21 protein-coding genes are annotated in these 23,837 nt (G+C 61.2%); all 21 read right to left on the bottom strand.

What is annotated here, in order from left to right; genetic code table 11:
• Nucleotide 1: 1 nt before the first annotated feature.
• Nucleotides 2-1,003: a serine/threonine-protein kinase gene (locus tag AC3WMV_RS12390; protein ID WP_027610390.1), complete on the bottom strand. Its 1,002-nt coding sequence runs from the start codon at nt 1,001-1,003 to the stop codon at nt 2-4.
• A complete protein-coding gene (locus AC3WMV_RS12385) occupies nt 1,000-1,728 on the bottom strand; it encodes a PP2C family protein-serine/threonine phosphatase (RefSeq protein WP_027610389.1) in 729 nt (242 codons plus the stop codon). The genes AC3WMV_RS12390 and AC3WMV_RS12385 overlap by 4 nt, the downstream gene beginning before the upstream one ends.
• The gene (gene tssM, locus AC3WMV_RS12380; RefSeq protein ID WP_027610388.1) at nt 1,728-5,267 is read right to left on the bottom strand and encodes a type VI secretion system membrane subunit TssM; all 3,540 of its coding nucleotides are present in this window, start codon (nt 5,265-5,267) and stop codon (nt 1,728-1,730) included. Before tssM ends, AC3WMV_RS12385 begins: the two co-directional genes overlap by 1 nt.
• 13 nt (nt 5,268-5,280) lie before the next feature.
• Nucleotides 5,281-6,156, bottom strand: coding sequence for a type IVB secretion system protein IcmH/DotU (gene icmH / locus AC3WMV_RS12375; protein WP_003229559.1), 876 nt, complete (start codon nt 6,154-6,156; stop codon nt 5,281-5,283).
• Nucleotides 6,157-6,161: 5 nt separating this feature from the next.
• On the bottom strand, nt 6,162-7,493 hold the full coding sequence (gene tssK, locus AC3WMV_RS12370; RefSeq protein WP_007962327.1) for a type VI secretion system baseplate subunit TssK: 1,332 nt from the start codon (nt 7,491-7,493) through the stop codon (nt 6,162-6,164).
• 2 nt (nt 7,494-7,495) lie between these two features.
• Nucleotides 7,496-7,996: a type VI secretion system lipoprotein TssJ gene (gene tssJ / locus AC3WMV_RS12365; protein ID WP_007962325.1), complete on the bottom strand. Its 501-nt coding sequence runs from the start codon at nt 7,994-7,996 to the stop codon at nt 7,496-7,498.
• A 5-nt stretch (nt 7,997-8,001) separates the two neighbouring features.
• Complete coding sequence (gene tagH / locus AC3WMV_RS12360; protein ID WP_096795407.1) at nt 8,002-9,195, bottom strand: type VI secretion system-associated FHA domain protein TagH; 1,194 nt, start codon at nt 9,193-9,195, stop codon at nt 8,002-8,004.
• A gap of 18 nt (nt 9,196-9,213) precedes the next feature.
• Nucleotides 9,214-9,354 carry a hypothetical protein gene (locus tag AC3WMV_RS12355; RefSeq protein WP_003229566.1) on the bottom strand — a complete coding sequence of 47 codons (141 nt, stop codon included), beginning with the start codon at nt 9,352-9,354 and terminating at the stop codon, nt 9,214-9,216.
• 333 nt (nt 9,355-9,687) lie between these two features.
• Complete coding sequence (locus tag AC3WMV_RS12350) at nt 9,688-11,208, bottom strand: sigma-54 interaction domain-containing protein (protein WP_096795408.1); 1,521 nt, start codon at nt 11,206-11,208, stop codon at nt 9,688-9,690.
• Nucleotides 11,209-11,218: 10 nt separating this feature from the next.
• Nucleotides 11,219-13,876 (bottom strand): type VI secretion system ATPase TssH, encoded by a 2,658-nt coding sequence (gene tssH, locus AC3WMV_RS12345; protein WP_103368528.1) that lies wholly within the window; start codon nt 13,874-13,876, stop codon nt 11,219-11,221.
• Between the two features lie 11 nt (nt 13,877-13,887).
• Nucleotides 13,888-14,895: a type VI secretion system baseplate subunit TssG gene (gene tssG / locus AC3WMV_RS12340; RefSeq protein WP_041071592.1), complete on the bottom strand. Its 1,008-nt coding sequence runs from the start codon at nt 14,893-14,895 to the stop codon at nt 13,888-13,890.
• On the bottom strand, nt 14,859-16,646 hold the full coding sequence (gene tssF, locus AC3WMV_RS12335) for a type VI secretion system baseplate subunit TssF (RefSeq protein ID WP_007962320.1): 1,788 nt from the start codon (nt 16,644-16,646) through the stop codon (nt 14,859-14,861). Before tssF ends, tssG begins: the two co-directional genes overlap by 37 nt.
• Before the next feature lie 27 nt (nt 16,647-16,673).
• Nucleotides 16,674-17,105 carry a hypothetical protein gene (locus AC3WMV_RS12330; protein ID WP_177409027.1) on the bottom strand — a complete coding sequence of 144 codons (432 nt, stop codon included), beginning with the start codon at nt 17,103-17,105 and terminating at the stop codon, nt 16,674-16,676.
• Between the two features lie 220 nt (nt 17,106-17,325).
• Entirely contained in the window at nt 17,326-17,487 is a 162-nt protein-coding gene (locus tag AC3WMV_RS12325; RefSeq protein ID WP_177409024.1) for a hypothetical protein, read from the bottom strand.
• 11 nt (nt 17,488-17,498) lie between these two features.
• A complete protein-coding gene (locus AC3WMV_RS12320) occupies nt 17,499-17,864 on the bottom strand; it encodes a hypothetical protein (RefSeq protein ID WP_097089467.1) in 366 nt (121 codons plus the stop codon).
• Nucleotides 17,861-18,538, bottom strand: coding sequence for a DUF6695 family protein (locus tag AC3WMV_RS12315; RefSeq protein WP_103368527.1), 678 nt, complete (start codon nt 18,536-18,538; stop codon nt 17,861-17,863). Before AC3WMV_RS12315 ends, AC3WMV_RS12320 begins: the two co-directional genes overlap by 4 nt.
• Before the next feature lies 1 nt (nt 18,539).
• Nucleotides 18,540-19,064: a PAAR domain-containing protein gene (locus tag AC3WMV_RS12310; protein WP_097089463.1), complete on the bottom strand. Its 525-nt coding sequence runs from the start codon at nt 19,062-19,064 to the stop codon at nt 18,540-18,542.
• Between the two features lie 11 nt (nt 19,065-19,075).
• Nucleotides 19,076-19,483 carry a type VI secretion system baseplate subunit TssE gene (gene tssE / locus AC3WMV_RS12305; protein WP_007920274.1) on the bottom strand — a complete coding sequence of 136 codons (408 nt, stop codon included), beginning with the start codon at nt 19,481-19,483 and terminating at the stop codon, nt 19,076-19,078.
• A gap of 9 nt (nt 19,484-19,492) precedes the next feature.
• Nucleotides 19,493-20,968 (bottom strand): type VI secretion system contractile sheath large subunit, encoded by a 1,476-nt coding sequence (gene tssC / locus AC3WMV_RS12300; RefSeq protein WP_003229584.1) that lies wholly within the window; start codon nt 20,966-20,968, stop codon nt 19,493-19,495.
• A gap of 25 nt (nt 20,969-20,993) precedes the next feature.
• Nucleotides 20,994-21,497, bottom strand: a complete 504-nt coding sequence (gene tssB / locus AC3WMV_RS12295) for a type VI secretion system contractile sheath small subunit (protein ID WP_003229587.1) — start codon at nt 21,495-21,497, stop codon at nt 20,994-20,996.
• Between the two features lie 32 nt (nt 21,498-21,529).
• Entirely contained in the window at nt 21,530-23,092 is a 1,563-nt protein-coding gene (tssA, locus tag AC3WMV_RS12290) for a type VI secretion system protein TssA (protein ID WP_103368526.1), read from the bottom strand.
• Between the last annotated feature and the right edge of the window lie 745 nt (nt 23,093-23,837).

The raw sequence follows: 23,837 nt of genomic DNA, 5'->3' as shown, positions 1-23,837 counted from the left end.
GTTACGCCCGAAGTCGCAACCGTTGCAGCCAGGACGAAGTGGCGCCCAAGGCGTCACGCAATTGATCGGCAGTGATGGTGCGTTCTGCCGCATTGAAGCTCAGCGCCGTTCGCAGCGCTGGCCAGCCGTGTTTCGGTAAGTTCGCCGGAGCTTGCAGCTCGCGCTCCAGGTGCTCGTCGCGGGCCTGGGTCGAGGGCAAGCGGCGGAACGGGTGTTTGCCGCTCGCCAGTTCATAGATCACGCAAGCCACGCCGTACACGTCCGCGCTGGCCGACAACGGTTGGCCCTCAAGCAGTTCGGGGGCGGCGTAGCCCGGGGTCCAGGCGTTGAAGCGCTCGCGGCTCAGGTGCGGCAGGCCGGGCAACACGCCCTCGTCTGCCTGGCCGAGACCGAAGTCGAACAGGCGCAGGCCGTCTTCGCTGAGCATGACATTGCTCGGTTTCATGTCACCGTGCAGCACGCCGCGACGGTGGGCGTAGGCCAGCGTGTCGAGCAGCGGCAACGCGATGTCGCGCGTTTCTTTCCACGGCAGGCCGAGAGGCCGCTCGCAGAGCAATTTGTCCAGGGTCAGGCCACGCATGTATTCCATGGTGATGAAGGCCCGCTGGCAGTCGGTATCGACTTCAAAAGTGTGCGCACGCACGACGTTGTCGTGGCGCAGGCGTCGGGTCAGGGCGAACTCGCTGTAAAGCAAGGCACTGGCGTCCGGCGATTCGGCAAATTCTTCGCTGAGGATTTTCAGCGCAATGTAAGGGTCGGGATCGCCGAACTGCTCGTGCAGCAGATCCCGTGCCCGATAGACCGCGCCCATGCCGCCCGCCCCGAGCAGACGCTCGAGGTGGTAGCGGCCGGCGAGTACGTCCGGCAATGCACCGATGCTGGCCTTGGTCGGCGCCAGCAGCGGCTCGGCGTTGTTTGCCTTGGCGAAGGCGAAGTAGGTCAGGTTGCTGGCCTGCTCTTCGCTCATCAGCAAGTCATCGACTGAGGATTCGATTTCAGTCATTGGCGGATCACCACGGCAGTCAGGTTGTCCCGGGCGGCGCCACGCAGGGCGCCGTCGAACAGACGTTCCAGCGCCACATGCGGCGCGCTGAGGCTGAGGGCGTTGCCGAGGGCATCGCTGCTCAGGCCCTGATACAAACCATCGCTGCACAGCAAAAACGCATCGCCCGGATAGACCTCGAGTTCGAGGACATCCAGGGTCAGTTGTTCGGCCGCACCGACGGCTCGGGTCAACGCCTGAGCCGCCGGGTGCGCTGCCGCCTGTTCGACGCTCATCTGTTGCTCGTCGATCAGTTGCTGCTGCAGCGAATGATCCTTGGACAGCTGATACAGCCGCTGCCCGCGCCACATGTAACAACGGCTGTCGCCGGCCCAGATGCAGGCCGCGCGGTTGCCTTCCACCAGCAGCGCCACAACGGTGCTGCCCATGATGCTGTCGTGGCGTCCGGCGGTGACCGTCAACTCTTGCCCCAAGCGCCGGTTCAGCCAGTGCAGGCACTGGCGGATGGCTTTGAGGCGTTCGTCGAAGTCCTCGTGTTGCGGCAGTTCAGCCAGGCTGGCGACGATCAACTGGCTGGCGATGTCGCCACCCTGATGACCGCCCATGCCGTCCGCGACCACCCACAGCCCCTGCTGTGGCGAGTCGAGGAAGGCATCTTCGTTGCGCGCCCGCACCTTGCCCGGGTCGGTACGCGCCGCGCTGCGCCAGGGACTGGCCACCAGCATCAGAGCTGCACCGGCATACGGAAGGTACGCAGCACGCCCATGTCGAACGGGTTCGGCGTGCGCTGGCTGGTCAGCAGGTAGTTGGCGCGCAGGCCACCCACGTCGGCTTTCAGCACCAGCACGTCGCGACCGGTCAGGTACTCGGTCTGCATCAGGTCGAACAGACGGAACAGCGACCATGGGCCGGAGTTCTTCTCAATACCGATCGGACGCCCGGCCATCTTGTCCATCACCAGGCTGGTGCGACCGTCTTCAGCGTCGGTCGGCCACTTGAACGTCATTGGCAGGATCGGACCGTGGCGGTACTCCATGGTCTTGTCGCCGAACTTGAACTCGGAACGGCTCACCGCCGGATCGAGGGTGTACGGCTCCAGTTTGAACTGCACGGTCGGCTCGGCCGGGTTGATCGAGAAGAAGCTCTGGCGAATAGTCAGGGCTGCTGCCATCTGGTCGAGGTACATCTTCGATACCGGCAGGCTGTGACCGTCGACGCTGCGCATCCGGTAGTTGCCCGGATCACCGCTGACGAACGGACGCATGTAGCTGTCGAAGAAGCGATCGACGGTGCCTTGAGCGCGGAAGAACTCGCGGAAATCGCTGATCGCTACGTCGCTGGTGCTGCTGGCGCTGAACGGATAACGCTTACTGATGGTTTTGCCATACACGCTGTACAGCTCGTTCTGATAACGGCCGTTCAGGTATTGGTAAGCATCGTTGAGCACCAGGCGCCACGAGTCTTCGGCCAGCACATTGAACCACACGCTCAGCGGACGCGGCAGGCGACCCGAGGCTGCACGCAGGTTGGTCAGCGCATCACGCTGGCCGCTCATGCGGGTTTTCGCCATTTCGAACGCGGCTTGTTCCGGCGTGCTGGAGCGGGCCAGACCGGACAGTTGCAGTTGCAGGTCGTTGAGCGCGCTGATGGCCGGGGTCAGGTCTGCGGCCGGGCCGTTGTTGTCATCGAGCAAACGGTGCAGCGGCTCGAAGCGGCGTTGCAGCGACTTCTTCGCGGTGTCCGGCAGGCTTTTCGCCACGGCCATCGCCGAAGCCTTGTCCGCCACGGCAGACGCCAGTTTGCCGACCTTGCCCAGTTTGCCCTTCTGCCCTGCCAGTGCATCGGCGGCATCACCGGCTTCGTCCACCGGATCGGCAGCAGCCGGGAAGCGCGTGTTCTCGCGCACTTCCGTGAGCAATGCCAGCACCGGCGAGTTGGCCGAAGTCAGGCCCGCCAGTTGCTCGGCGCCTTCACCGGCGTCGCTGATCGGCGGCAAGGCCACCTGGCCAACGGCCTCGCTCCAGTAGTTGGCGTAGTCGCGGAAATACAGCTGCTCCAGCTCGACCATCAGGCGACGCAAGTCCATGTCGCTGATGCCCGCACCTTCGCCCAGCACCCAGTTGTCACGCAGGATGTCGGTGACCAGCGCCGAACCCTGCACCGAGAAATACTGCTGATAACCCTGTTGGGTGTAGAACCCCGGGATCACGTATTCGGTGCCGATGAACAGCGAACCCTGCGGGCCGAGGTGTTGGCTGAAACGGTATTCCGGCAGGTTGCGCGCTTGCTCGCGGAGCATGCGGTAGACCACGGTGGCCAGCGATTCGGCGCGCAGCACCTGACGTGCCTGAGTCACCAGTTGATCGTTCAGCGGGTAGATGAACGGCTGCTTCAGCAGGCGCTCAAGGTGGGTGTTCAGACCATTCTGCACCGCGGTGTTGCCGGTGTAGCGCTGCGACCAGTCAGTGGCGACCCAGTCCTTGAGCCACACGGCGTCACGACGGTCTTTCATGTTCAGCATCAGGTACGCACGCAGGCTGTTGAGCAGCTTGTCGCGGTCCTTCATATTGGCGCGAATCTGCCCTTCGAGCATCGTCGCGACCCGTGGCAGCAATTGCGCTTCGAGCTCGTGCTCGTAGGCTTGCTTGACCACCGGATTGACGTCTTCGCCCTGATACAGGCCGCCACGCTCGTGGTACGAGACGTCGCCTTTCTTCGGGAACACCTGAGTCGCGGCGTAGCTGGTATCGAGGGTTTTCAGCACGCCCATCGCATCATCACGCGGGGTCAGCGCCGAACGCTGCTGGGTCCAGTTCTGCGCCAGCGTGCGCAGGTTTTCCAGACGCTCATAGTTGGCCGAGAAACCACCGGCCCAGAGCATGCCGAACAGCGCCAATGCCGCCAGTGCGCCAACGTACAACGCACGCTGACCCCAATGGATGCGGCTGCGCTCACGCTTGTCGAGGCCGGCCAGATCCGACTCGGGGAAAATCACCCGACTGAACAGATGATGGATGAAGCGCGAACGGCCACTGCGCAGGGTTGGCAGCACACCGGCATTCATGCCGAGGTTGGCGCCGATGCCGGCGGTGGTCGCGTCCATTTCCTGCGTCAGGTGCGGAGCACTGGTCAGGTAGAAACCCCGCAGCAGCGACGCGCGCTGATACCGGTTGCCAGTGAACGCCATGTCGACGAACAGGCACAGGCGCTCGCCGATCTGCCCCAGTTGATGCGGGAAGTCGAGGATGCGGCCACGGCGCTGGGTATCGCGCTCGGAGTGCATGCGCATGATCACCTGATTGTTCAAGCGCCGCAGCAGCTCTTCGAATTCGCCGCGCAGTACCGCGACGTCGGTGCCGACCTGATCCTTGCGGAAACTGGTACCCAGCACCTGATCGCTTTCTTCGCGGGTCAGTTGATCGAAGAACTCGTCGAAACCGAGCAGCTTGTCCGCCTTGCTCAGTACCAGATACACCGGCACATCGACGTGCAGTTTCTGATAGACGTCTTGCAGACGACCGCGCACCTGGCGCGCCAGGGTGTCGATGTCCTGCTCGCTGCCACCGATCAGCGATTCCACCGGAATGGTCACCAGCACACCGTTCAACGGACGCCCGCGACGACGCTTGCGCAGCAGTTCGAGCAAGGTGGTCCAGGCATTGCCGTCGACTTCCGCGTCCGGCTGGGTGGTGTAGCGCCCGGCGGTGTCGATCAGCACACCGTGATCGGCGAAGTACCAGTCGCAATGACGGGTGCCGAGGGTGTCGCGGGTCAGCTTGCGGTCGATCTTGTTGATCGGGAATTCCAGCCCGGAGAAGTCCAGCAGGCTGGTCTTGCCGGAGGCCTGCGGACCGATCAGCAGATACCACGGCAAATCGTTGCGCCAGCGTTCGCTGCGGCCGCGATACAGGCTCGAAGTCTTCAGGGTTTTCAGCGCGTCCTTGAAGCGCGCCTTCAACTCTTTCTGCTCTTCTTCGATCAGCTCGTCACGACGGATGCGATCCTGGCCATCTTCGGTTTCTTCGACGGCTTTCTTGCGGATGCCCGCGCGCCAGCTGACGAAGACCATGGTCAGGCCCCAGATCAGGAACAACACGGCGATGGTCAGCAGACGCGAGGTCGCGCTTTCCCAGAACTTGTAGTCATCCACCGCCAACAACGGGCCGACGAACCACACCAGCAGCGCCACGAACAGCACCAGCAGCAGAGTCCAGACCCAGGTCTGGCGCAGGAAGGCGCCGACTTTCTTGAAAAACTTTTTCATCACACGTCCCTGTTTACGGCTGCGACTGCGGTTGCACCGCGGCCGGATCAAGCGGCTGATAAGGTTGCAGAACGGTGTCGCGCTGCTCGCCCAGGACCCAGGCGAAGCCCGAATACATCACCACCAGGCAGACCAGCGTGAACAGCACCACCATCCACGCCGGCACGATGCGCACCAGGTTGCGGCGCTGGTCGTTGAGGCCTTCCCAGTGCGGCGACAACTCGCGCGGCACGTCGCCACGCAACTGACGGATCTGCCGGTACAGGGCGTCGCGGATGCCTTCAAGCTCAAGCATGCCACGGGCCTGCACGCGGTACTTGCCCTCGAAACCGAGGGACAGGCACAGGTACATCAGCTCAAGCATCGGCAGGTGCTTGACCGGGTTCTTCGACAGCCGATCGAGCAGCTGGAAGAACTTCTCGCCACCGAACGTCTCGTTATGGAAGCTGCTGAGCAGGCTCATCTGCGACCACTCGCTTTCGTTGCCCCACGGCGTGGTCACCACAGCTTCGTCGACCACGGTGCAGAGCACGTAACGCGCGGCCATCACCTGGCTGCTTTCGGCGCCGTTGTGCAGGGCGCGCACTTCGAACAGTTTGAGCCCGGCGGTCAAGCGCTCGTTGAGCGCGTAGAGGTCTTCGCGGGTTTCGCTGTGCTTGAGGCGCACCACTTCCGAGAGCAGTTCGGACGACGCCGCCACCAGCGAATTCAGGCTGATGTTGAACGCCTCCGCCGGGCGCAGGCGCGCGGCGTAGATCATCCGTTCTTCCAGTTGCTCGAAGCGCGGCGGCGCGGCGAAGTCGGTCAGCGGACTGGCTGCCGGTCCGTGGCCCTGACGATCGAGCAGGACGGTTTTGTCGTCCTGGTTGTAATCCGTTTCCTTGATCATGGCGGTCAGTTCCTGATGGCCCAGAATTTCAGTTCAAGCTCGGCGAATTCGCCGGACACGTGGAACGCGAAGCCGCCGGAGCGCTCGAGTTGCGCCAGGTCTTCGGAACTGAGTTCGAGGATGAAGTAGGTTTTGTTCGAGTGGAACGCGATCTGCCGCGGGGCCACCGGCAACGGTTTGACCTTGATCCCCGGCAAGTGCAGGTTGACCAGTTGGCGGATACGCTCCACCGGGCCGACCTTGAGGTGCGCCGGCAAGCGGTGGCGCAGTTCTTCGGAGTCGCAGTTGGCACTTGCCGCCAACACGAACGACGCCGAGCCGAGCAGTTTGTGGTCGTGCAACGGCGACACGATGATGCCGTACTGACGCGCTTGCAGGATCAGTTCGATAGCGTGCTGTTCGAGCACCATCGACAGCACCTGACGAATCGCTTCCATCAGTTTGCGGAAGCTTGCACCCTGATCGGCGTGGGAATAGCGGCTGTCCAGACGCGGGCGCTTGCTGTCGCTGGAGAAGGTCGCCAGATCGCCAAGCATGGTCAGCAGCGTGCGGTACAACTCTTCCGGGTGTACCTGCTCCAGACCGAGGTAGTGGCGCAGCAGCAGTTCGGTACGGTTGATCAGTTGCAGCATCATGAAGTCACCGACTTCCGCGCCGCCGACCTTGCCGTTGGAGCGGATCCGCTCGGCGATCGTGTCGCCACGGTGGTTGAGCATGCTGATGACTTCTTTGAGGCACGACAGCAGATAGCTGGACGCGTGGGCCTGGATGTAGGTCGGCACGAAATCCGGGTCGAGGCTGATCACGCCGTCCGGCGTGGTGTCGAGCACGTCGCAGATCTTCAACTTCACGTAGGCCTGATCGCTCTGCTGCTCGCCGAGCAACAGTTTGAAATCCGGGCGACCACAGCTGACCTGACTGGCGGAATCGTCGCCGGCGTTGGAGTCGGCCACTTCGGCGTCGTACGCGGTGTAACGCGCGAGCACGTCGGACTGCTCCGGACGGCGCGCCTCGATGTGGTTACCGGTGACCAACGGCAGCGCCAGGTAAATCGGCGTGTTGCCGGTGTTCGGCGGTACGTCCAGCGCCAGCGGCTCGGTGTTGCCGCCGAGTTCGAACAGGCTGCCGTCCGGCAGGATCCCCGACGCGGCACTGATCACCAGTTTGCCCATGTTGAGGAACTGCAGGTCGATCTCCAGATTGAGGAAACCCCAGGTGTAGCCACCCAGCAACTGGGTGCGGGTTTTCATCTGGTGATCGTAGTAGCGATCGTTGTGCTGGAAGTGCTGCGGCCGCAGCAACATGCCTTCCTGCCAAATGACTTTATGGGTATTCATGTTCAGTCATCCGCCTTGGCGAGCGCTTCATGGGTGTTGCGGATACCGGCCTGATCGAGGGTGAGATCGGCCTCGGTCAGCTCCAGCGGGGTGACCTGCACGGTGTAGCGCCACTTGGTTTCCGGCAGATCACGGTAGGCGGCGAGAACGCCGACGTAGCGGCTGCCCTCCTCCACGCTGAGTTTCATTTCCACGGTTTCACCCGGGCGCAGTTCGAGTTCTTCGCTGGCCACCAGATCCGGATTGAGGGATTCCTTGGCGCGTTCGTAGAGGCTGAAGAAATCAGCGTTCTCGAAGGTCACCGGGTGCTTGAGTTCGAACAGGCGCACGACGATCGGCGAAGGACGGCCGTTGAGGTCCGGGTTGAGCTGATCGCTGCCGGTCAGCTTCAGATTGATCTTGGTCACTTTCGAGTACGGCGACAGCGACGAGCAACCGGCGAGCAGCACCAGCACGGTGAGCGCAGTCAGCGTCTTGAAAAAAGCGGTCGAGCGGCGAGACATGCGCATCATCCTTGGTGGTCGGTGTGGAGGGTGGAGATCAGGCGGATCTGTTCTTCGTAGGCTTGGGCGAAATCGCGGGCCAGCAGACGCTCGCTCCAGTCATCGTCCTGACGCAGGGCCTGGTGGTAGCGGCCGAACGCTCTCCAGCGCCCGCCCGAGGTGGCGATCAACGGCTTGTTGTCGCGCTCGAAACGCAGGGTCAACTGCTCTGGCGAGAAGTGCTCCAGCGTGCCGCGCACGGCGGCGCGGCTGGCGGTGAGCAGCGCGACCTGATGCGCTTGCAGATCGCGGAATGCACGGGAGATCGCCTGCTCGGCCGGCAGGTGCCCTGGCTTGTGCGGCTGCAACAGAATCTCCAGCGCTTCGCTCGGATCGACGGCGAATTTCAGCGGGTTCTTGTTGGTGCCTTGCACGGTGGTCTGGGCCAGACGCAGTTCGTTTTTCAACTCCGAACGGGTGCGCAGGCTCTGCTGCAAACCGCCAATGCTCTGCCGTAGCAGACGCGCGGCGTTCAGCGCCAGGGCTTCGCGGGCGTCGTGATCGAGGCCTTTGACATCCACGCCCAGCGCTGCGCCGAAATGCTCCCAGAAACCCTCGCTCTGCCGCTCGACGACCTTCGGGGCCGGAGCAGGCTCGGGCTCAACCGGGGCGATCAGCTCGGGCACCATCAGGCTTTCCATGTCGATGCGCGCGTAGTCGGCACGCTGACGGGAGTCCTCGGGCTTGGCCGTCGGCGCCAACAGTTCGTCGATTTCCGAATAGACGCGCTCTTGCTGTTCGATCGCGTTCAGCGGATCAAGATCGAGGAAGGCGTCGTCCGGAATGATGCTGCCGGCGGCACGCGGACGGCCGACCTCACCGTCGAAGGTCGCCGGGTCACGCACCAGCCGCGCACGAATCTCGAAGTCACCGAGCACGTAGGTGCTGCCGTGCTCGATGCGCACCGGTTCGCCCTTGTGCAGGCGTGCGCCGCTGCCGCCGTCCTGGACGCCGTTGCTGCTGGTGTCGGTGAGGAAAAACGTGCCTTCGCGGTAGCTGACAATCGCGTGGTGATTGGACAGATGCCGCTTGCGGTCAGGAATGATCCAGTCGCAGTCCTCGCCCCGCCCGATCACGCCGCCGGCCTGTTTGAAGGTCTTCTGGCACAACTCGGTGGGCACGAACTGCTTGGTGTTCAGCATTTCGAAAACCAGTTCCATGTTTGATGCTCCTTGCGGTCACTTGCCGCGATTGACCGCTTGCGGATCACCCAACGGGCGATAGTCGTTGTCGTTGAATTTGTAATTGCCGCTACAGCCGCCTAGGCCGCATAGAACGACGAGGGTCAGCAGGACAGCGTGCCAGTGACGAACAGACATCAGAGGGTCTCCAGGGGTAGACAAAGCACAAAGCGCCGACCCTTGCGGGCGGCGCTGAAATTAATTCTTTGAGTGGCCTCGAAGGCTCTACATCGAGGCCTTGAGCCAGACCATCGAGGTAAAAGTACCTCTTGTCGCAAGTGAGCAATTTGTGGCGAGGGGACTTGTCCCCGATGGGCTGCGAAGCAGCCCCGAAACCTGATTACCGGTTCTTTCAGGAGAACCGCGTTTGCTGGATTACGACTGCTTCGCAGCCGATCGGGGATAAATCCCCTCGCCACAGAGAAGTCCTTCAAGACAGGAGTTTTGCAAATGGCAAGAGCCAGGTTCAGATCAACCATCGAAATCACCCAGGTTGATATTCAACCGCCCGAGGCGGTAGAGCAGTGTGCGGCGTGGCAGGCCCAGTTCGCGGGCGGCGAGGGTTTGGTTGCCGTCGTTCTTGCGCAGGCAATCGAGCAACAGCGTGCGTTCGACCTTTTCCAGGCGTTCACGCAGATTCAGGCCGCTGTGGTCTTCGGGCATCGGCTCCATGCGCAGGGAGAAATGCTCGGCCAGCAATTCGCCGCCCTCGCACAACAGCACCGCGCGTTCGACCAGTGCCTTGAGTTCGCGCACGTTGCCGGGGAAGGTGTAACCGGACAGGTGTTCCAACGCCGCGCTCGACCAGCGCACCGGATCACGCTGCAAATACGCGCAGGTCTTCTCGGCGAAGTGCTGAGCAAGCTCGAGGATGTCGCCTTCGCGCTGGCGCAGGGCCGGCAGCTCGATCGGGAACTGCGCGAGGCGGTAATACAAGTCCTCGCGGAATTTGCCTTCGCTGACCAGCGTCGACAGATCGCGGTGCGTCGCGGCGATGATGCGCACATCGATCTTGTGCGTGTCGTTGGAACCCAGCGGGCGAATCTCGCCCTCCTGCAACACCCGCAGAATCTTCGCTTGCAGCGACAGCGGCATGTCGCCGATCTCGTCGAGCAACAGCGTGCCGCCGTTGGCCGCATCGAACAGCCCCGCGCGGTCACGGTCAGCGCCGGTGAAGGCGCCTTTGCGATAGCCGAACAGCTCGCTTTCCAGCAGGTTTTCCGGGACTGCTGCGCAGTTCTGCACGATGAACGCCTGAGAGCGACGCGGGCCGCAATCGTGAATCGCGCGGGCGACGACTTCCTTGCCGGTGCCGGTCTCGCCGCGCAGCAGCACGGTGTACGGGCTGTGCAGGACTTTGCTGATCAACGAGTGGGTCTGGCGCATGGCGGCGCTTTTGCCGATCAGGCCATAGCCGCTGATGCTCGGCACACTGCGCGCCACCGTGGCCGATTCTGCCGGCGGCTGGCGCAGACGCTGCAGCAAGTGCAACTGACCGAGGACGAACGAGCCGAGCTGGCCAAGGGAATCGGCAAAGCCTTGCAGGTCGACGTGACGACGACTGGCGCACAGCAGCAGGCCTTCAACCGCCTTCTGCTGATTGACCAGCGGCACGCACAGCAGCGATTGCCAGGCACCAGCGGTGGCCGGCAGAAAGCTGGTTTCGTGCAGGCTGGCACCCAGATCGTCGAGGCAGACCACGCGGTTCTGGCACAGGGCAAACTGCAGCAGCTGCTCACCGTTGTAGTCCGCCGGCAGGCTGGTGGCGGCGCGCGGTTGCAGCGCGCCGTCGAGGCATTCGGCGTTCATCCCCAGGCAGGTGTGGGTGGCGTCGAGCAGGTACAGCTGGGTCAATTCGCAACCGCTCAGCTCGGCCAACCCGCGCACGAAGTCACCCAGCAGCGCAGCACCGTCCGCCGCGCGCGACAGGCTGGCGAACTGCGCCAGCAAGGCTTCGGCATAGACCAGTGGCTGCGGCACTTGAGTGAACATCACACCCACCTCAGGCGAACTCGCACGTCACGCTGGCGTTGCCGTCGAGCGTGGCATGCACACGCTTGAGGCTTTCACCGGTGGCCATCGCATCAAGCAAGCGATCAGCCACCAGCGGCAGTACGTGCTGATCGAGCAGATGATCGATCAGGCGCGCACCGCTTTCGCTTTGCGTGCAGCGTTCGGACAGGTGATCGACGAGGTTCTGGCACCAGCTGAAATCCAGCTGACGGCGGTTGAGGCGCTCGCCGAGACGACCGAGTTTGATCTCGATCAGCTCGCGCAACACCGGACCGCCCACCGGGTAATACGGCACCACTTTCATCCGCGCCAGCAGCGCAGGTTTGAAGTGTTTGCTCAGCACCGGGCGAATGGTCTCTTCGAGCAGCTCGGCGGTCGGGCGGGCGCCGTCTTCGCAGAGGTCGCTGATCTTGTCGCTACCGAGGTTCGAGGTCATCAGGATCAAAGTGTTGCGGAAGTCTATTTCGCGACCTTCGCCGTCGTTGGCCACGCCCTTGTCGAAGATTTGGTAGAACAGGTTGAGCACGTCCGGATCAGCCTTTTCGACTTCATCGAGCAGCACCACCGAGTACGGCTTCTGGCGCACCGCTTCGGTGAGCATGCCGCCCTCGCCGTAACCGACGTAGCCCGGTGGCGCACCGATCAGACGCGAGACGGTGTGCTTCTCCTGGAATTCGGACATGTTGATGGTGGTGATGAAACGGTCGCCGCCGTACAGCAGGTCAGCCAGGGCCAGCGCGGTTTCGGTCTTGCCGACGCCGCTCGGGCCGACCAGCAGGAACACGCCGACCGGTGCGTCAGGCTTGTTCAGGCCGGCGGCAGTGGCGCGCATCGAGCGATCCAGTGCGTGCACGGCTTGTTCCTGACCACGGATGCGCGTGCGCAGGTCGGTGGCGAAACTGGCGACCTTGGCGTTGTGCTCGCGGGCCAGTTGCGCCAGCGGCACGCCGGTCCAGGCGCTGATCACTTCGGCCACCAGACGCGGGCAGACTTCGAAGCTGACCAGACGCTCTTTGACTTGAGCAGCGGTCAGAGCGCTGTGGGTCTGGTGCAGTTCGGCTTCCAGCGCTTCAACGCTCTGGCCTTCCTCGACCTCGGCGGCGATGGTTTCGATCACCGTGCCTTCGGCGTCTTCTTCAACGCTGACGGTCGGCTCGACAGCGGCAGCTTCGCGGGCCTTGGCCAGTTGCTGACGCAGTTCCAGCAGGCGCTCGGCCAACTGCTTTTGTTCAGTCCACAGGGTTTCCAGCGCGACCATTTCGCTTTCGGCTTCGTCCAGCCTCGCTTCCAGTGCGTCCAATGCTTCGTGGTCGATCAGCAGACCGGCCTCGGCATCGCGACGCAGGGCCTGACGCTGACGGCCACCTTCGGCCAGTTCGCCACGCAGGCGTTCGAGGCTTTCCGGGGCAGCGGCGAGGCTGATGCGCACGCGGGCGCATGCGGTGTCGAGGACATCGACGGCTTTGTCCGGCAGTTGGCGACCGGCCAGATAGCGCGCGGACAATTCCGCCGCCGAGACCACCGCGTCATCCCGCAGGTAGATGCCGTGGCTCTTCTCGTAGACCTGCGCCAGACCACGGAGAATTGTCACCGCTTCGCTGACGGTCGGTTCGTGCAACTGCACCGGTTGGAAACGCCGAGCCAGCGCCGGATCCTTCTCGAAATATTTCTTGTACTCGGCCCAAGTGGTAGCGGCGATGGTGCGCAGTTCACCACGGGCCAGCGCCGGTTTCAGCAGGTTGGCCGCGTCGGAACCGCCGGCGTTGCCACCAGCGCCGATCAGGGTGTGGGCTTCGTCGATGAACAGGATGATCGGTTTCGGCGAGGCTTTGACTTCGTCGATCACGCCTTTGAGGCGACGCTCGAACTCACCTTTGACGCTGGCGCCAGCCTGCAGCAGGCCCATGTCCAGCGACAGCAGTTCAACGTCCTTGAGCACCTGCGGCACTTCACCAGCCGCGATGCGCGAGGCCAGGCCTTCGACGATGGCGGTTTTACCGACGCCGGCTTCACCGACCACGATCGGGTTGTTCTTGCGCCGACGGGCGAGGATGTCGACCATCTGCCGAATCGCGCCATCGCGGCACAGCACCGGGTCGAGTTTGCCGTCGCGCGCTTGTTGGGTCAGGTTGTGGGTGAAGCGCTGCAACAGCGATTCGCCCTGCGCTGCCGGCTTGCCGTTGGCCGCCGGTTGCTCCTGTTGCGACAGGGCAAATTCCTTCAGGCGATCGATGTTCAACTTGGCGAGCAGCGGCTGGTAACGGCTGCCGGCATAGCGCATCGGGTTGCGCAGCAGCGCAAGGATCAGCGCGGCGTCTTCGACCTGGGTCTGGCCCAGTTCGAGGTTGGCCACCAGCAGCGCGTCTTGCAGCCACTGCACCAGTTCCGGGGCGAACACCGGGTTGCGCGAGGCGCTGTGTTCAACGCGAGATTGCAGTGCGGCGCTCAGTTCACCGGCATCGACATCCGCATCCTGCAAGGCGCGCGACAGCAAGCCGTTCGGACGCTCCAGCAGGCCCAACAGCAAGTCTTCGACGAGGATCTTGCTGCCGCCACGAGCCACGCAACGTTCGGCCGAACGCTCCAGATCACGACGGGTTTCGGCGTCCAGCGCCTGGATGAGTTGTTGCAGGTCTACGTTGATCATGGCTCACGTCCTTAATGAATTTTGCTGCCCAGGGTGACCACGCCGTCTGCTTTTTCGCAGCCCAGCCAACTGGTCCAACCCAGGCGACAGTCGTTCTTCTCACCAATGCGCAGTTCGCGGATTTCTTCCGGGCGCAGCACCAGGCGAATGTCGTAATCGAGCGGGTCACGCAAGGTGAACCGCACCAGCGCGCACAGCGGCTGGTAACCGAAACCGATCGGCAGGAATTCGTGGAATCGCTCCCAGTCGAGTTCGGTGATGTGAATGCGGAATTTGCCGCTGCGGTCGCGCACCCGCTCGCCCAGCACCAAGTCTTCACCGAGCAGGCTGTTGGCGCGTCCGAGGCGGTTGCGCTGCTCGTCGAGGATCTCCACGCGACGCTCGATGCACTGCTCGATAACCAGGTCCTCGTGCTTGAAGTAGTAACGCAGCACGGCTTCGATCAGCGCCGCCGAGTGCGCGCGCAAGCTGAGCAAACCGAGGTACGGCAGCAGGCGTTTCCAGTTCAGCTCTTTGGCCTTGCGGATCTCGTCGCCACCCAGACCGATCAGCGCGAACAGCTGCGAGGAGAACGGGTCGATCGCGCCGCTCTGGAAGCTGGCGCGATAGCGGTACTTGCGCCAGATCGGCAGCATCAGTCGTTGCAGGCGATGGTGGAACAGGTCGAGGAAGTTGCGCGTCGGGTTGCCGTCCTCGCTGTCGCCCAGAGCCTGCTCGCCGTAGAACGCCGGCAGCGGCGAACCGGAGCCGACCAGCCCGATCAGGTTGAAACGCATGCGCGCGCGCATCTGCCCGTGCTCTTCGAAAAACTCCACGCGATCGACGTCGCTGCGCGGAAAGCCCAGGCTCGGGTTGGCCTGGAACTCCACTTGATCGTACAGATCGTCTTCGCTCAGGTACGGGTGCGCCTCGCGCAGCCGGTCGATCACCAGCAGCACGGCCTGAAACAGCGAGTACTCGCGTATTACCTTGGTCAGCCCGCTTAAAGCAGGGGCTGCAGGCCCATACGTGGTGTCCATTGGTACACCTCTCCCTGTGTGCTTTTTACCCGCAGCTCGTGGTACGAATTGAGACTGGCGTAAAGCGCGAAAAACTCGTTAAGAACCGAGGCGAAAACGAACAGATCGCCTTCGCCGATATACCCTTCCGGGTCGATGGTCAGTTCGGTGCGCAGACCGCGCACCGGCAAGCCACGGTGCAGCCGATCGACGTGGTGGTGCTTGATGTGCTTGAGGCCGCCGAGCAGGCGTTTGCTGACCTTCTCCGCGTGCTGGTCGTAGTAGCGCGGCAGGTCGTAGGTTTCGAGAATCACCTTCAACGCGTTGACGTCGGCCAGCGACAGATAGTTGAGCGACATGTTGCTGATCAGCTTCCACAGGAAGTCACGGTTCAGCGGTGGCGCGAAGCTCGACGTGGCCGGGGTGATGTTGCGGAAACTCAGGAACTCCGGCGTCTCTTCGCAGGCCATGCAGATGTCGCCGAGCTTGAGCTTGCGCGGCAGGTTCTGGTTGGTGCAGATCAACTCGATCGACAGGGTTTCGTGGGCTTCGGTGTGGCGGATGCCGAAGCTCAGGTAGGTGTCGAGGCCGTCGTGCAGCAAGGACGAACGCTGGCGGATGCTGTAATGCGGACGGCTGTTGGGCACGTCGAAACTCGGGTCATGCTCGAACGATTCGAACGGCACGTACTCTTGATAACCGAGGCCGCCGGGCTTCCAGCCGGTGACGGTTTCCACCGAAAACACGCCGCAGTTTTCCAGATCGTATTCCGCCGGCAGCAGCAGGTATTCATCCTGTTTGCCATCGAGGCGGATCGGCAGGGCGTCGTGGGCGAACAGGTTGGCAATCGGCGTGCAGAACAGCTTCACGTTATCCAGGGTCGGACGCATACGCATGATCCCGCTCTTGCGGATATCGAAACGCAACTCCAGGCCGCGCATCTGCTTGAGCGTGTCTTCCGGCAGCGCCTTGAGAATGTCCAGACCGTTGACGTCGACGAACAGGAACTTGTCCTGGAAGGCGAAGTATTCCTGCAGATAGCGATAGCCACGGAAGGTGTTCAGCGGATACGGGATCAACGCTTCTTCTTCGGCAAAGCCCACTGGCTTGACCCGGTCACCCGGAATCTTGAACGCCATCGGCTTGCCCGCCACGCCATCGATTGGCTTGCCGGCGCCGTCGAGCGGGATCAGTTCGATGCCTTCCAGGTTGCGCAGCAGGCTCAGATACAGCATCTGGCTGATGTAGCGCTCGCCGGCGAAGTGCAAGCGCAGTTTGCTCAGCTCCAGTTCACCGAGGTGACCGTCAGCGCTCATTTCCAGACGCAGGCTGAGCAGCGAGCCGTCGCCCTTCACCGAGTAGTTCAGCGCGGCCAGATCCAGCGGCAAGACTTCGGTCGGGTAGCAGGTGCGGAAGCGGCAACGCACGTCTTCGATCGGCTTGCTTTCGATCGGCGTATCGCGCTCGACCACCAGCGCCGGCCCCGACCGCTTCAGCGGATCGAACTGCAGAATGCTGAACGCCGGCAGCGGGCGCATGTAGTTCGGCCACAGCAGTTGCATCAGCGAATGGCTGAGCTCCGGCAGCTCATCATCGAGCTTCTGCCGCAGACGCCCGGTGAGGAACGCAAAACCTTCCAGCAACCGCTCCACATCCGGATCCCGCCCGGCCTGCCCCAGGAACGGCGCCAGCGCCGGACTACGCTCGGCGAAACGGCGGCCCAACTGGCGCAGTGCGGTGAGTTCGCTTTGGTAGTAGTGGTTAAAGGACACGGGTTACCTGCCTGGTAGTGGAACTCATCAAAAAAATATCCTGTAGAGCGCAACCGTCACGCCCGCACAGAAATAGCCGGCGATCAGGAGATACGGCACGAGCAGAATCCAGCCGTAAGCCATGAATGCACTGTCGAACGGCCCGGCGATCAGACTGCACAAGCCATAAAGCATCCAGGGCACCGCGTAGAAAGGTATGAACTTCAACGGCGCCAGCCAGACCATTCGCAGCGCCTGCTGCTCATTGCGGCGCTTCGCAGTCCGCGATACCCACAGAGCAAACAACAGCAGCCCGGGCAAGCCGAAACACAACAGATACTCCCAGTGAGTCTCGGACGAATCGAATGTCGAAAATTCGCCAATCCACAGGCCATAAGATGAGAACGCCAGCATGGCCAAGAATGGCGTCCACAAGGCGCCCATGAAGAAACTCAGCTGCGCGCGACTGAGGATGGGCATCTCGTTCGATACACCAATCACGGGCAACCCCTCATCTTCGAAACCAAGTCCTGCGAAGCAATCGCAGGCAATGCCTGCCGCATCAGCTCCAGCGCAACTGCGCAGGTGTTCAACAGGTACACGTCATTGCGATAGACCCGCTGAACAGCGCTGGCAGGCAACGAGACCAGAAATGCGAAAGACCCTGTCCAGCCCAACATGCAGATGATCCCTGACAGTTTCATGGGCAGATCGAAACCTCACGGATCGTCCATTCCCGTTGCGTGCCTTCAGTGACCTTCTTGACCGCAGCCAGGCGTTGTTTCAACTGAGCGGAGTCAAGGGTCTTGTTGCCCGCGGCATCGTGGATGTTCAACTGATAGTTGCCTGTCATCCGGATCATATTCAGCCACATCATTTGACCGCTGCCGCATTCAGTTCCAGAACTGTTCCATCCTGTAAATAAACAACGTCACCACCGTCGTAACCAAGTAGGTCCTGGCTGGTTAACTTACGGCCCTCTTTAAGGCCGTGCTTTATCCAACCCTCAGCCCAGATGTCCCCACTCTCATAACGAATCTCAACGTAATAGGCTGGAGGATCTGATTTAGTGATTTCAAAAAAAACTCCTCCATCCTGCGCCCCGCTCCAATGAGCATTAGGATGATTTTTCAAGGTCGGCACCTTTCCGTCAGAACGCTCAAGCAATGAGTAGGCTGCGATTCCCAAAAAGAGCGTCAGCGCAAATATGGAAACGAAAGTCCACTTCAATACCTTCACTTGCTAATCTCCAAAGTGTCGGTTGAGAAGATGTAGTCCAGATCTGGTTCACTGAATTGAAATTGGGCCATGTAGGCACTTGGGACGACAACCCGCGTACGAAAAGGAATCGAGAAACCAACCGCCTCTGCCAAATCCGTCGCAAACGTCACACAGTTATGATTTCCGAGATCATATTCTTGCCGTTTGGCGTTCGAGTTTTCCGCCTCTTTCGCTTTGAGCCAAGTAAGCGCTTGGTCGTAGACATGTCCTCTCAAAACAACCCCGGTGATATTTCCGGATTGGCCGTGCTCGATGGCGATGTGTCTGAGGGTTTTCTTGAGGGACGATTCAGTAATCGAGCCACCTTTCAGTACCACGTCAGGAATTCGACCAACGCGTACCCGCCCTGCCGGTCCAGGCCCGGGATAACGACCATATTCATAATATTTTGACTGACCCGTTTTTCCGTTAATTACGAGAACGCCCGCATGTCCGAGGTAGGGAGCTTTGCCACCGGGTATCTCTATTTTTTTACCGAAAAACGTCGTCTGATAGCCGTCGATGTGGATTTTGTAGTCTGGAAAAACAACTGGAATAACGTAGTCGTCGTCACCCACCAAATAGATTTGAACCGGCGCCACATCAGCTGCAGGCGTCGTTACTACGGTTGAGACTTGAGCCGCTTGACCCATCTCACTCTCCTCGCAAAAGCCAGTTCGGCTTAGCAGCGAACTGAACGCTTTGTGATTGAGCCTTTTGACCCAAGGGCTTCGAAAAACCCACCTCGTCTGTCACTCCCTGCACCTGCGTCCCATCCTCTAGTGTCGCTACATAGGAGACGTTTTTGAGTGGTGCCCCGGAAGCAGCGTCCAAGAGCTGAACACGAACATTGAACCCAAAAATACTCAACGGAATCGGTGGAACGAACGGTGCAGGCGTATGCGAATTCCCGATGATTACCGTCCCGGAGCCGGCAGTGACCTTGTTACCATGGGCCCCGACTGAACCTACGGTGGCGGCAGGTTTGCCATTGATCAAAACCGTGGTCGCCAGATCGCCAACCAACGCACCACCACACGCCGAGGCATCGCCTTGGCGGGCGGCCGCGAGGCCGTCGAAGAACACGTCGCCGGAACCGGCGGCGATCGGGTTGGTACCGTGGCCAGGAAGTGGGCAAGCGGTGGGGTCGGATACGCGTGCTGCGGGTTTGCCAGACATCGGGAATCTCCTTAGGTGACCTTCACTTGACCGCTGCCATCCAGGCGCGCGGAAAAACTGACCTGACGCTTGAAACCCTCGACTTCCAGCAGGCCTTCGATGCTGAAGGCCAGCCGTAGCTGGTCGTGGTCACGCGGCAGGGAAATGACACGCACGTTGCTCAGGCGCGGCTCGTAGGCTTCGATGAAGTTTTCGATGGCCAGACGGGCCTGACTCAGGGAGTCGTGCAGGCTCAGACGCATGTCATTGAGATCGGGCAACCCGTAGTCGGCCAGCGTTTGCACGCTGCCGGCCCGGGTGCTGAGCATTTTGGCCAGGTGGGCAGCCACTGACGCCATGGCACAAGCCTCAAGGCTGTTGCCCTTGCGTAGTTGCGCGTCGCCGTTGAGGCGCTCGAACAGGCTGCCGTATCCGTCCATGAGTCGCTCTTACTCTTTGTCCAGCTTGCCAACCAGCGACAGGGTGAAATCGGCACCCATGTACTTGAAGTGCGGACGCACGTTCAAGCTGACGCGGTACCAGCCCGGCTCGCCTTCAACGTCGCTGACGATCACTTGCGCAGCACGCAGCGGACGACGGCCACGGACTTCGGCGCTCGGGTTTTCCTGGTCGGCGACGTACTGGCGGATCCACTTGTTCAGTTCCAGCTCGAGGTCGGTACGCTCTTTCCACGAACCGAGTTGCTCGCGCTGCAGCACTTTCAAGTAGTGAGCCAGGCGGTTGACGATCATCATGTACGGCAGTTGGGTGCCGAGCTTGTAGTTCAGCTCTGCCGCCTTGCCTTCTGCGCTGATGCCGAAGAACTTCGGCTTCTGCACCGAGCTGGCGGAGAAGAACGCCGCGTTGTCGGAGCCTTTGCGCATGGTCAGGGAGATGAAGCCTTCCTCGGCCAGTTCGTATTCACGACGGTCGGAGACCAGAACCTCGGTAGGGATCTTGGTTTCGATTTCGCCCATGCTTTCGAAGTGGTGCAACGGCAGATCTTCAACCGCGCCACCGCTCTGTGGGCCGATGATGTTCGGGCACCAGCGGAATTTGGCGAAGCTGTCGGTCAGCTTGGTGCCGAACGCGAACGCGGTGTTGCCCCACAGGTAGTGCTCGTGGCTGTTGGCAACGGTTTCCTTGTACACGAACGATTTCACCGGGTTTTCTTCCGGATCGTACGGGTTACGCAGCAGGAAACGCGGCACGGTCAGGCCGACGTAGCGGGAGTCTTCCGAAGTACGGAAGCTCTGCCATTTGGCGAATTGCGGGCCTTCGAAGTGGTCTTTCAGATCCTTCAGATCCGGCAGGCCGGTGAAGCTTTCCAGACCGAAGAATTTCGGGCCGGCGGCGGCGATGAATGGCGCGTGGGACATGCAGGAAACGCTGGCCACGTACTGCATCAGTTTCACGTCCGGCGAGCTTGGGGACATGAAGTAGTTGGCGATGATCGCGCCCACCGGCTGACCACCGAACTGGCCGTATTCAGCAGTGTAGATGTGCTTGTACAGGCCCGACTGCATGACTTCCGGCGAGTCTTCAAAATCGTCCAGCAGGTCTTCTTTGGAGACGTTGAGGATTTCGATCTTGATGTTTTCGCGGAAGTTGGTGCGGTCGACCAGCAACTGCAGGCCACGCCACGACGATTCCAGTGCCTGGAAGTCCGGGTGGTGCAGGATCTCGTCCATCTGACGGCTGAGCTTGGCATCGATCTCGGCGATCATGCGGTCAACCATGGCCTTCTTGACCGGCTCACCGTTGTTCTGCGGCTTGAGCAGTTCTTCGATGAACGCCGACACGCCACGCTTGGCGATGTCGTAGGCTTCGTCGTCCGGAGTCAGACGGGTTTCGGCGATGATGCTGTCGAGAATGCTGTACTCGCCGCTTTCGGCGCTCTTCTCTTGTGCTGCGCTAGTGCTCATTGTGTTGGCTTCCTTGGCTGGAGTCTCAGGCGTCCGGGGCTGCGGCGTTCAGGCCCAGCTCACCGAGTACGCGACCGCGGGATTCGTCGTCGGCGAGCACGCCTTCGATCGCTTTACGGAACGCAGGTGCGTTACCCAGCGGGCCTTTGAGGGCCACCAGCGCATCGCGCAGTTCCATCAGTTTTTTCAGCTCAGGCACTTGCTCGACCAGGCTGGCCGGGTTGAAGTCCTTCATCGAATTGACGCGCAATTGCACAGCCAGCTCGTCGGCCTCGCCATCTTCCTGCAGACGGTTCGGCACGCTCAGCGTCAGACCCAGCTCTTGCTTGGCCAACACTTCGTCGAAGGTCATCTTGTCGATGCTGATCGGCTTGCGATCTTCGATTTTGCGATCGTCCTTGCGGTGGGTGTAGTCACCGATTGCCAGCAGCTTCAGCGGCAGTTCAATCTCTTCCTGAGCACCGCCGGTGGCGGGTTTGAAGGTGACGTTGATGCGTTCCTTGGGGGCTACCGAGCCTTCTTTGGCCATGGCTTTTCTCCTTGCGGTTGTGGCCCTGGGGCCTATTCGAGTACCACTTCGAGATCGAGGTGGCACAGCCTGCGATAAATCTCTTCCTTGCGTTCACGCACTGCATGGTTCTGCGGCAACAACTCGCAGCAACTGTGCAGCAGGTGCAGCACTTCCAATGCAAGATCGGGCTCCCAGGCGTGCAGGCCTGAGTCCTGTAATGTCTGATCGAGGGTTTCGAGCTGGTTCTTGGCCAGTTCGTACTTCTTGGCCATGAAGCACAGCCGCGCGAGGGCGAACTGCCAGAAGAACCGCTCGCGTCCGCCGTGGGCCGATTGCAGTCCTTGCTTGAGCGTCTGCACGGCAGGCTTGAGGCCTTCCTTGCGCAGCAGCGGCAGCACGTCCTGCAGGGCCTTTTCCCAGGCGGGCTGGGTTTCGACATCGTCGGTTTCGACCTTGCGCGGCGCGCTGGCGCTTTGCAGGTGCGGCATGACATTGCCGGCGATCCACGCCCGGGTGGACGGATCGGCAAACGGCGCGCCGTCATGGAAACGACATTCGATGATGCCGGGCAGGCGCTGAACCAAAAGCGCGAAGTGGATTTCCACTTCGCGCATTGCCATCTCGGCGTTGAGGTTCTGGAGACATTCCCAGACCATCCGCTGGCCATCGAACCAGAACGGCGCCTTCGCCAGGCTCGCCTCCAGTTCCACCAGCAGGTCGGCGTATTTGCCCTGATCGAAGCGATCCTGGTACTGCTTGAGTTTGTCCACCGGCAGGCCGCGTAGCACGGTGATCTGCTCGGCGTTGCGTTCGGGCACCGCGTCGATCGGCAGCCAGAGCAAAGTGCGGTTCAGGCGCAGGGCGCGCAAGTCGGTGGCCTTCTGCTTGAGCCACCAGGCACACAACGGACGCGCGCTTTCCTGCTGCGCGCGCAAAGCCTTGTAGGCGTCTTTTTCGTTGTCGATCGGTGCGCCGGGGGTCAGCAACTGGCTCGCGGCCTGCTTGACCTGCGCCACCGCTGCGCCCACCACACCGGGGGCCGGCTGATTGTCGGCGGCACGCTGGATCATGGTTTTCAAGCGACGCGAGAGCGGCAGCAGCAGCGGTGCGTCATCGCCCAAGTGCTCGGTGCATGCGGCATCGAGGCCGGCCAGATGCTCGGACAGTTGCCGGAACATCGGCAGCTGTTCCTTGATCGCGATGTTTTCAGTGAGCACCTGCTCCAGGCGCGGCACCAGCCAGCCGATGGCAGCGGCACGGGTGCGCGGTTTGAGCGGGTGAACGTCGGCCCAGTGGTTTTCCGACAGATGGTGCAGCAGACCGAGGCCGGCCAGCAGCCCGGGGAAGGATTCACGCTGGTACAACGACCAGGTCAGCCAGGCGCCGACGCGTAAATCCTTGGATTGGGTACGCAGCAGATTTTCGCTGTTTTCACGGATTTTCAGCCAGTCGATCTGCCCGCTTTCGTGCATCGACGAGGCTTTGGCCAGCTCGCTTTCCAGCGCCTCGAATTCGCTCGAAAAACGAACGTCTTCGCCCGCGAAATTCTCTTTGGAAACAGAGACTTTTGCGAGTTCGAGGTAATGGGCGGAAAGTTTGCTTGAGTAGGACATCCATGGCCTTTAATTAGGATTACAGTCATGCGCCTATTGGAGTTGCCGCGGCGCGGGACAGTATCGAAGAGCAGTGAAGCGACTCATCCAATTGAGATGTGCTCTTTCAAGTGGGCGCATCGTAATCACTATGATGGCCACTAGCAAGCATCTGGTTAAACAACAAGACGAAGTGTTCATTGGACCGTGTAGGAGATCGCCCTATATGTGGCAGGGGAATCCCTGATGGCGATTTATATTGTGAACATTTGCCCTGCGCCCTCAGAACCCTTGATCCAGAGCGGCCCGATCCCGCCTGCGCGAATCGCGTCGAACATCCGTCCTATTACACGGGGGCCAGCATGACAACTCTCGAAAAAAATAGAAGTAGGATTTTTCCGAGAACCCGCTGGAATTACAAACAATTCAGCGGGGACAACGCGCAACAACAAAAGTGCCATCAATTTGATGGCAATTCATTTTTCTGAAACTTTATTCATCTCGTGAATGCTGTACTTCAGTGCCAACTCAATAATTATCGAAGTGCGATCCAACAGTCATTTCCACCACTTACGCAACACTTCCACGCCGAAAATACTCTGACAAATGTCAGGGATAATTCTTACATCGTTTTATTTCCCACGTTGCCAGCTTGCCTTGGTAAATTCTTTTCGACCGGTAATGTCAACCAGACCGGCTGACTGTTGAGCCACGGTCCGAAGCCTGCATCTCATTCGGCTCCCGAGCCCGGAGCCGCCAAGGAGCT

It is taken from the genome of Pseudomonas sp. FW305-3-2-15-E-TSA4 (assembly GCF_058787295.1).
This window is presented reverse-complemented; position numbering and strand designations above follow the sequence as displayed.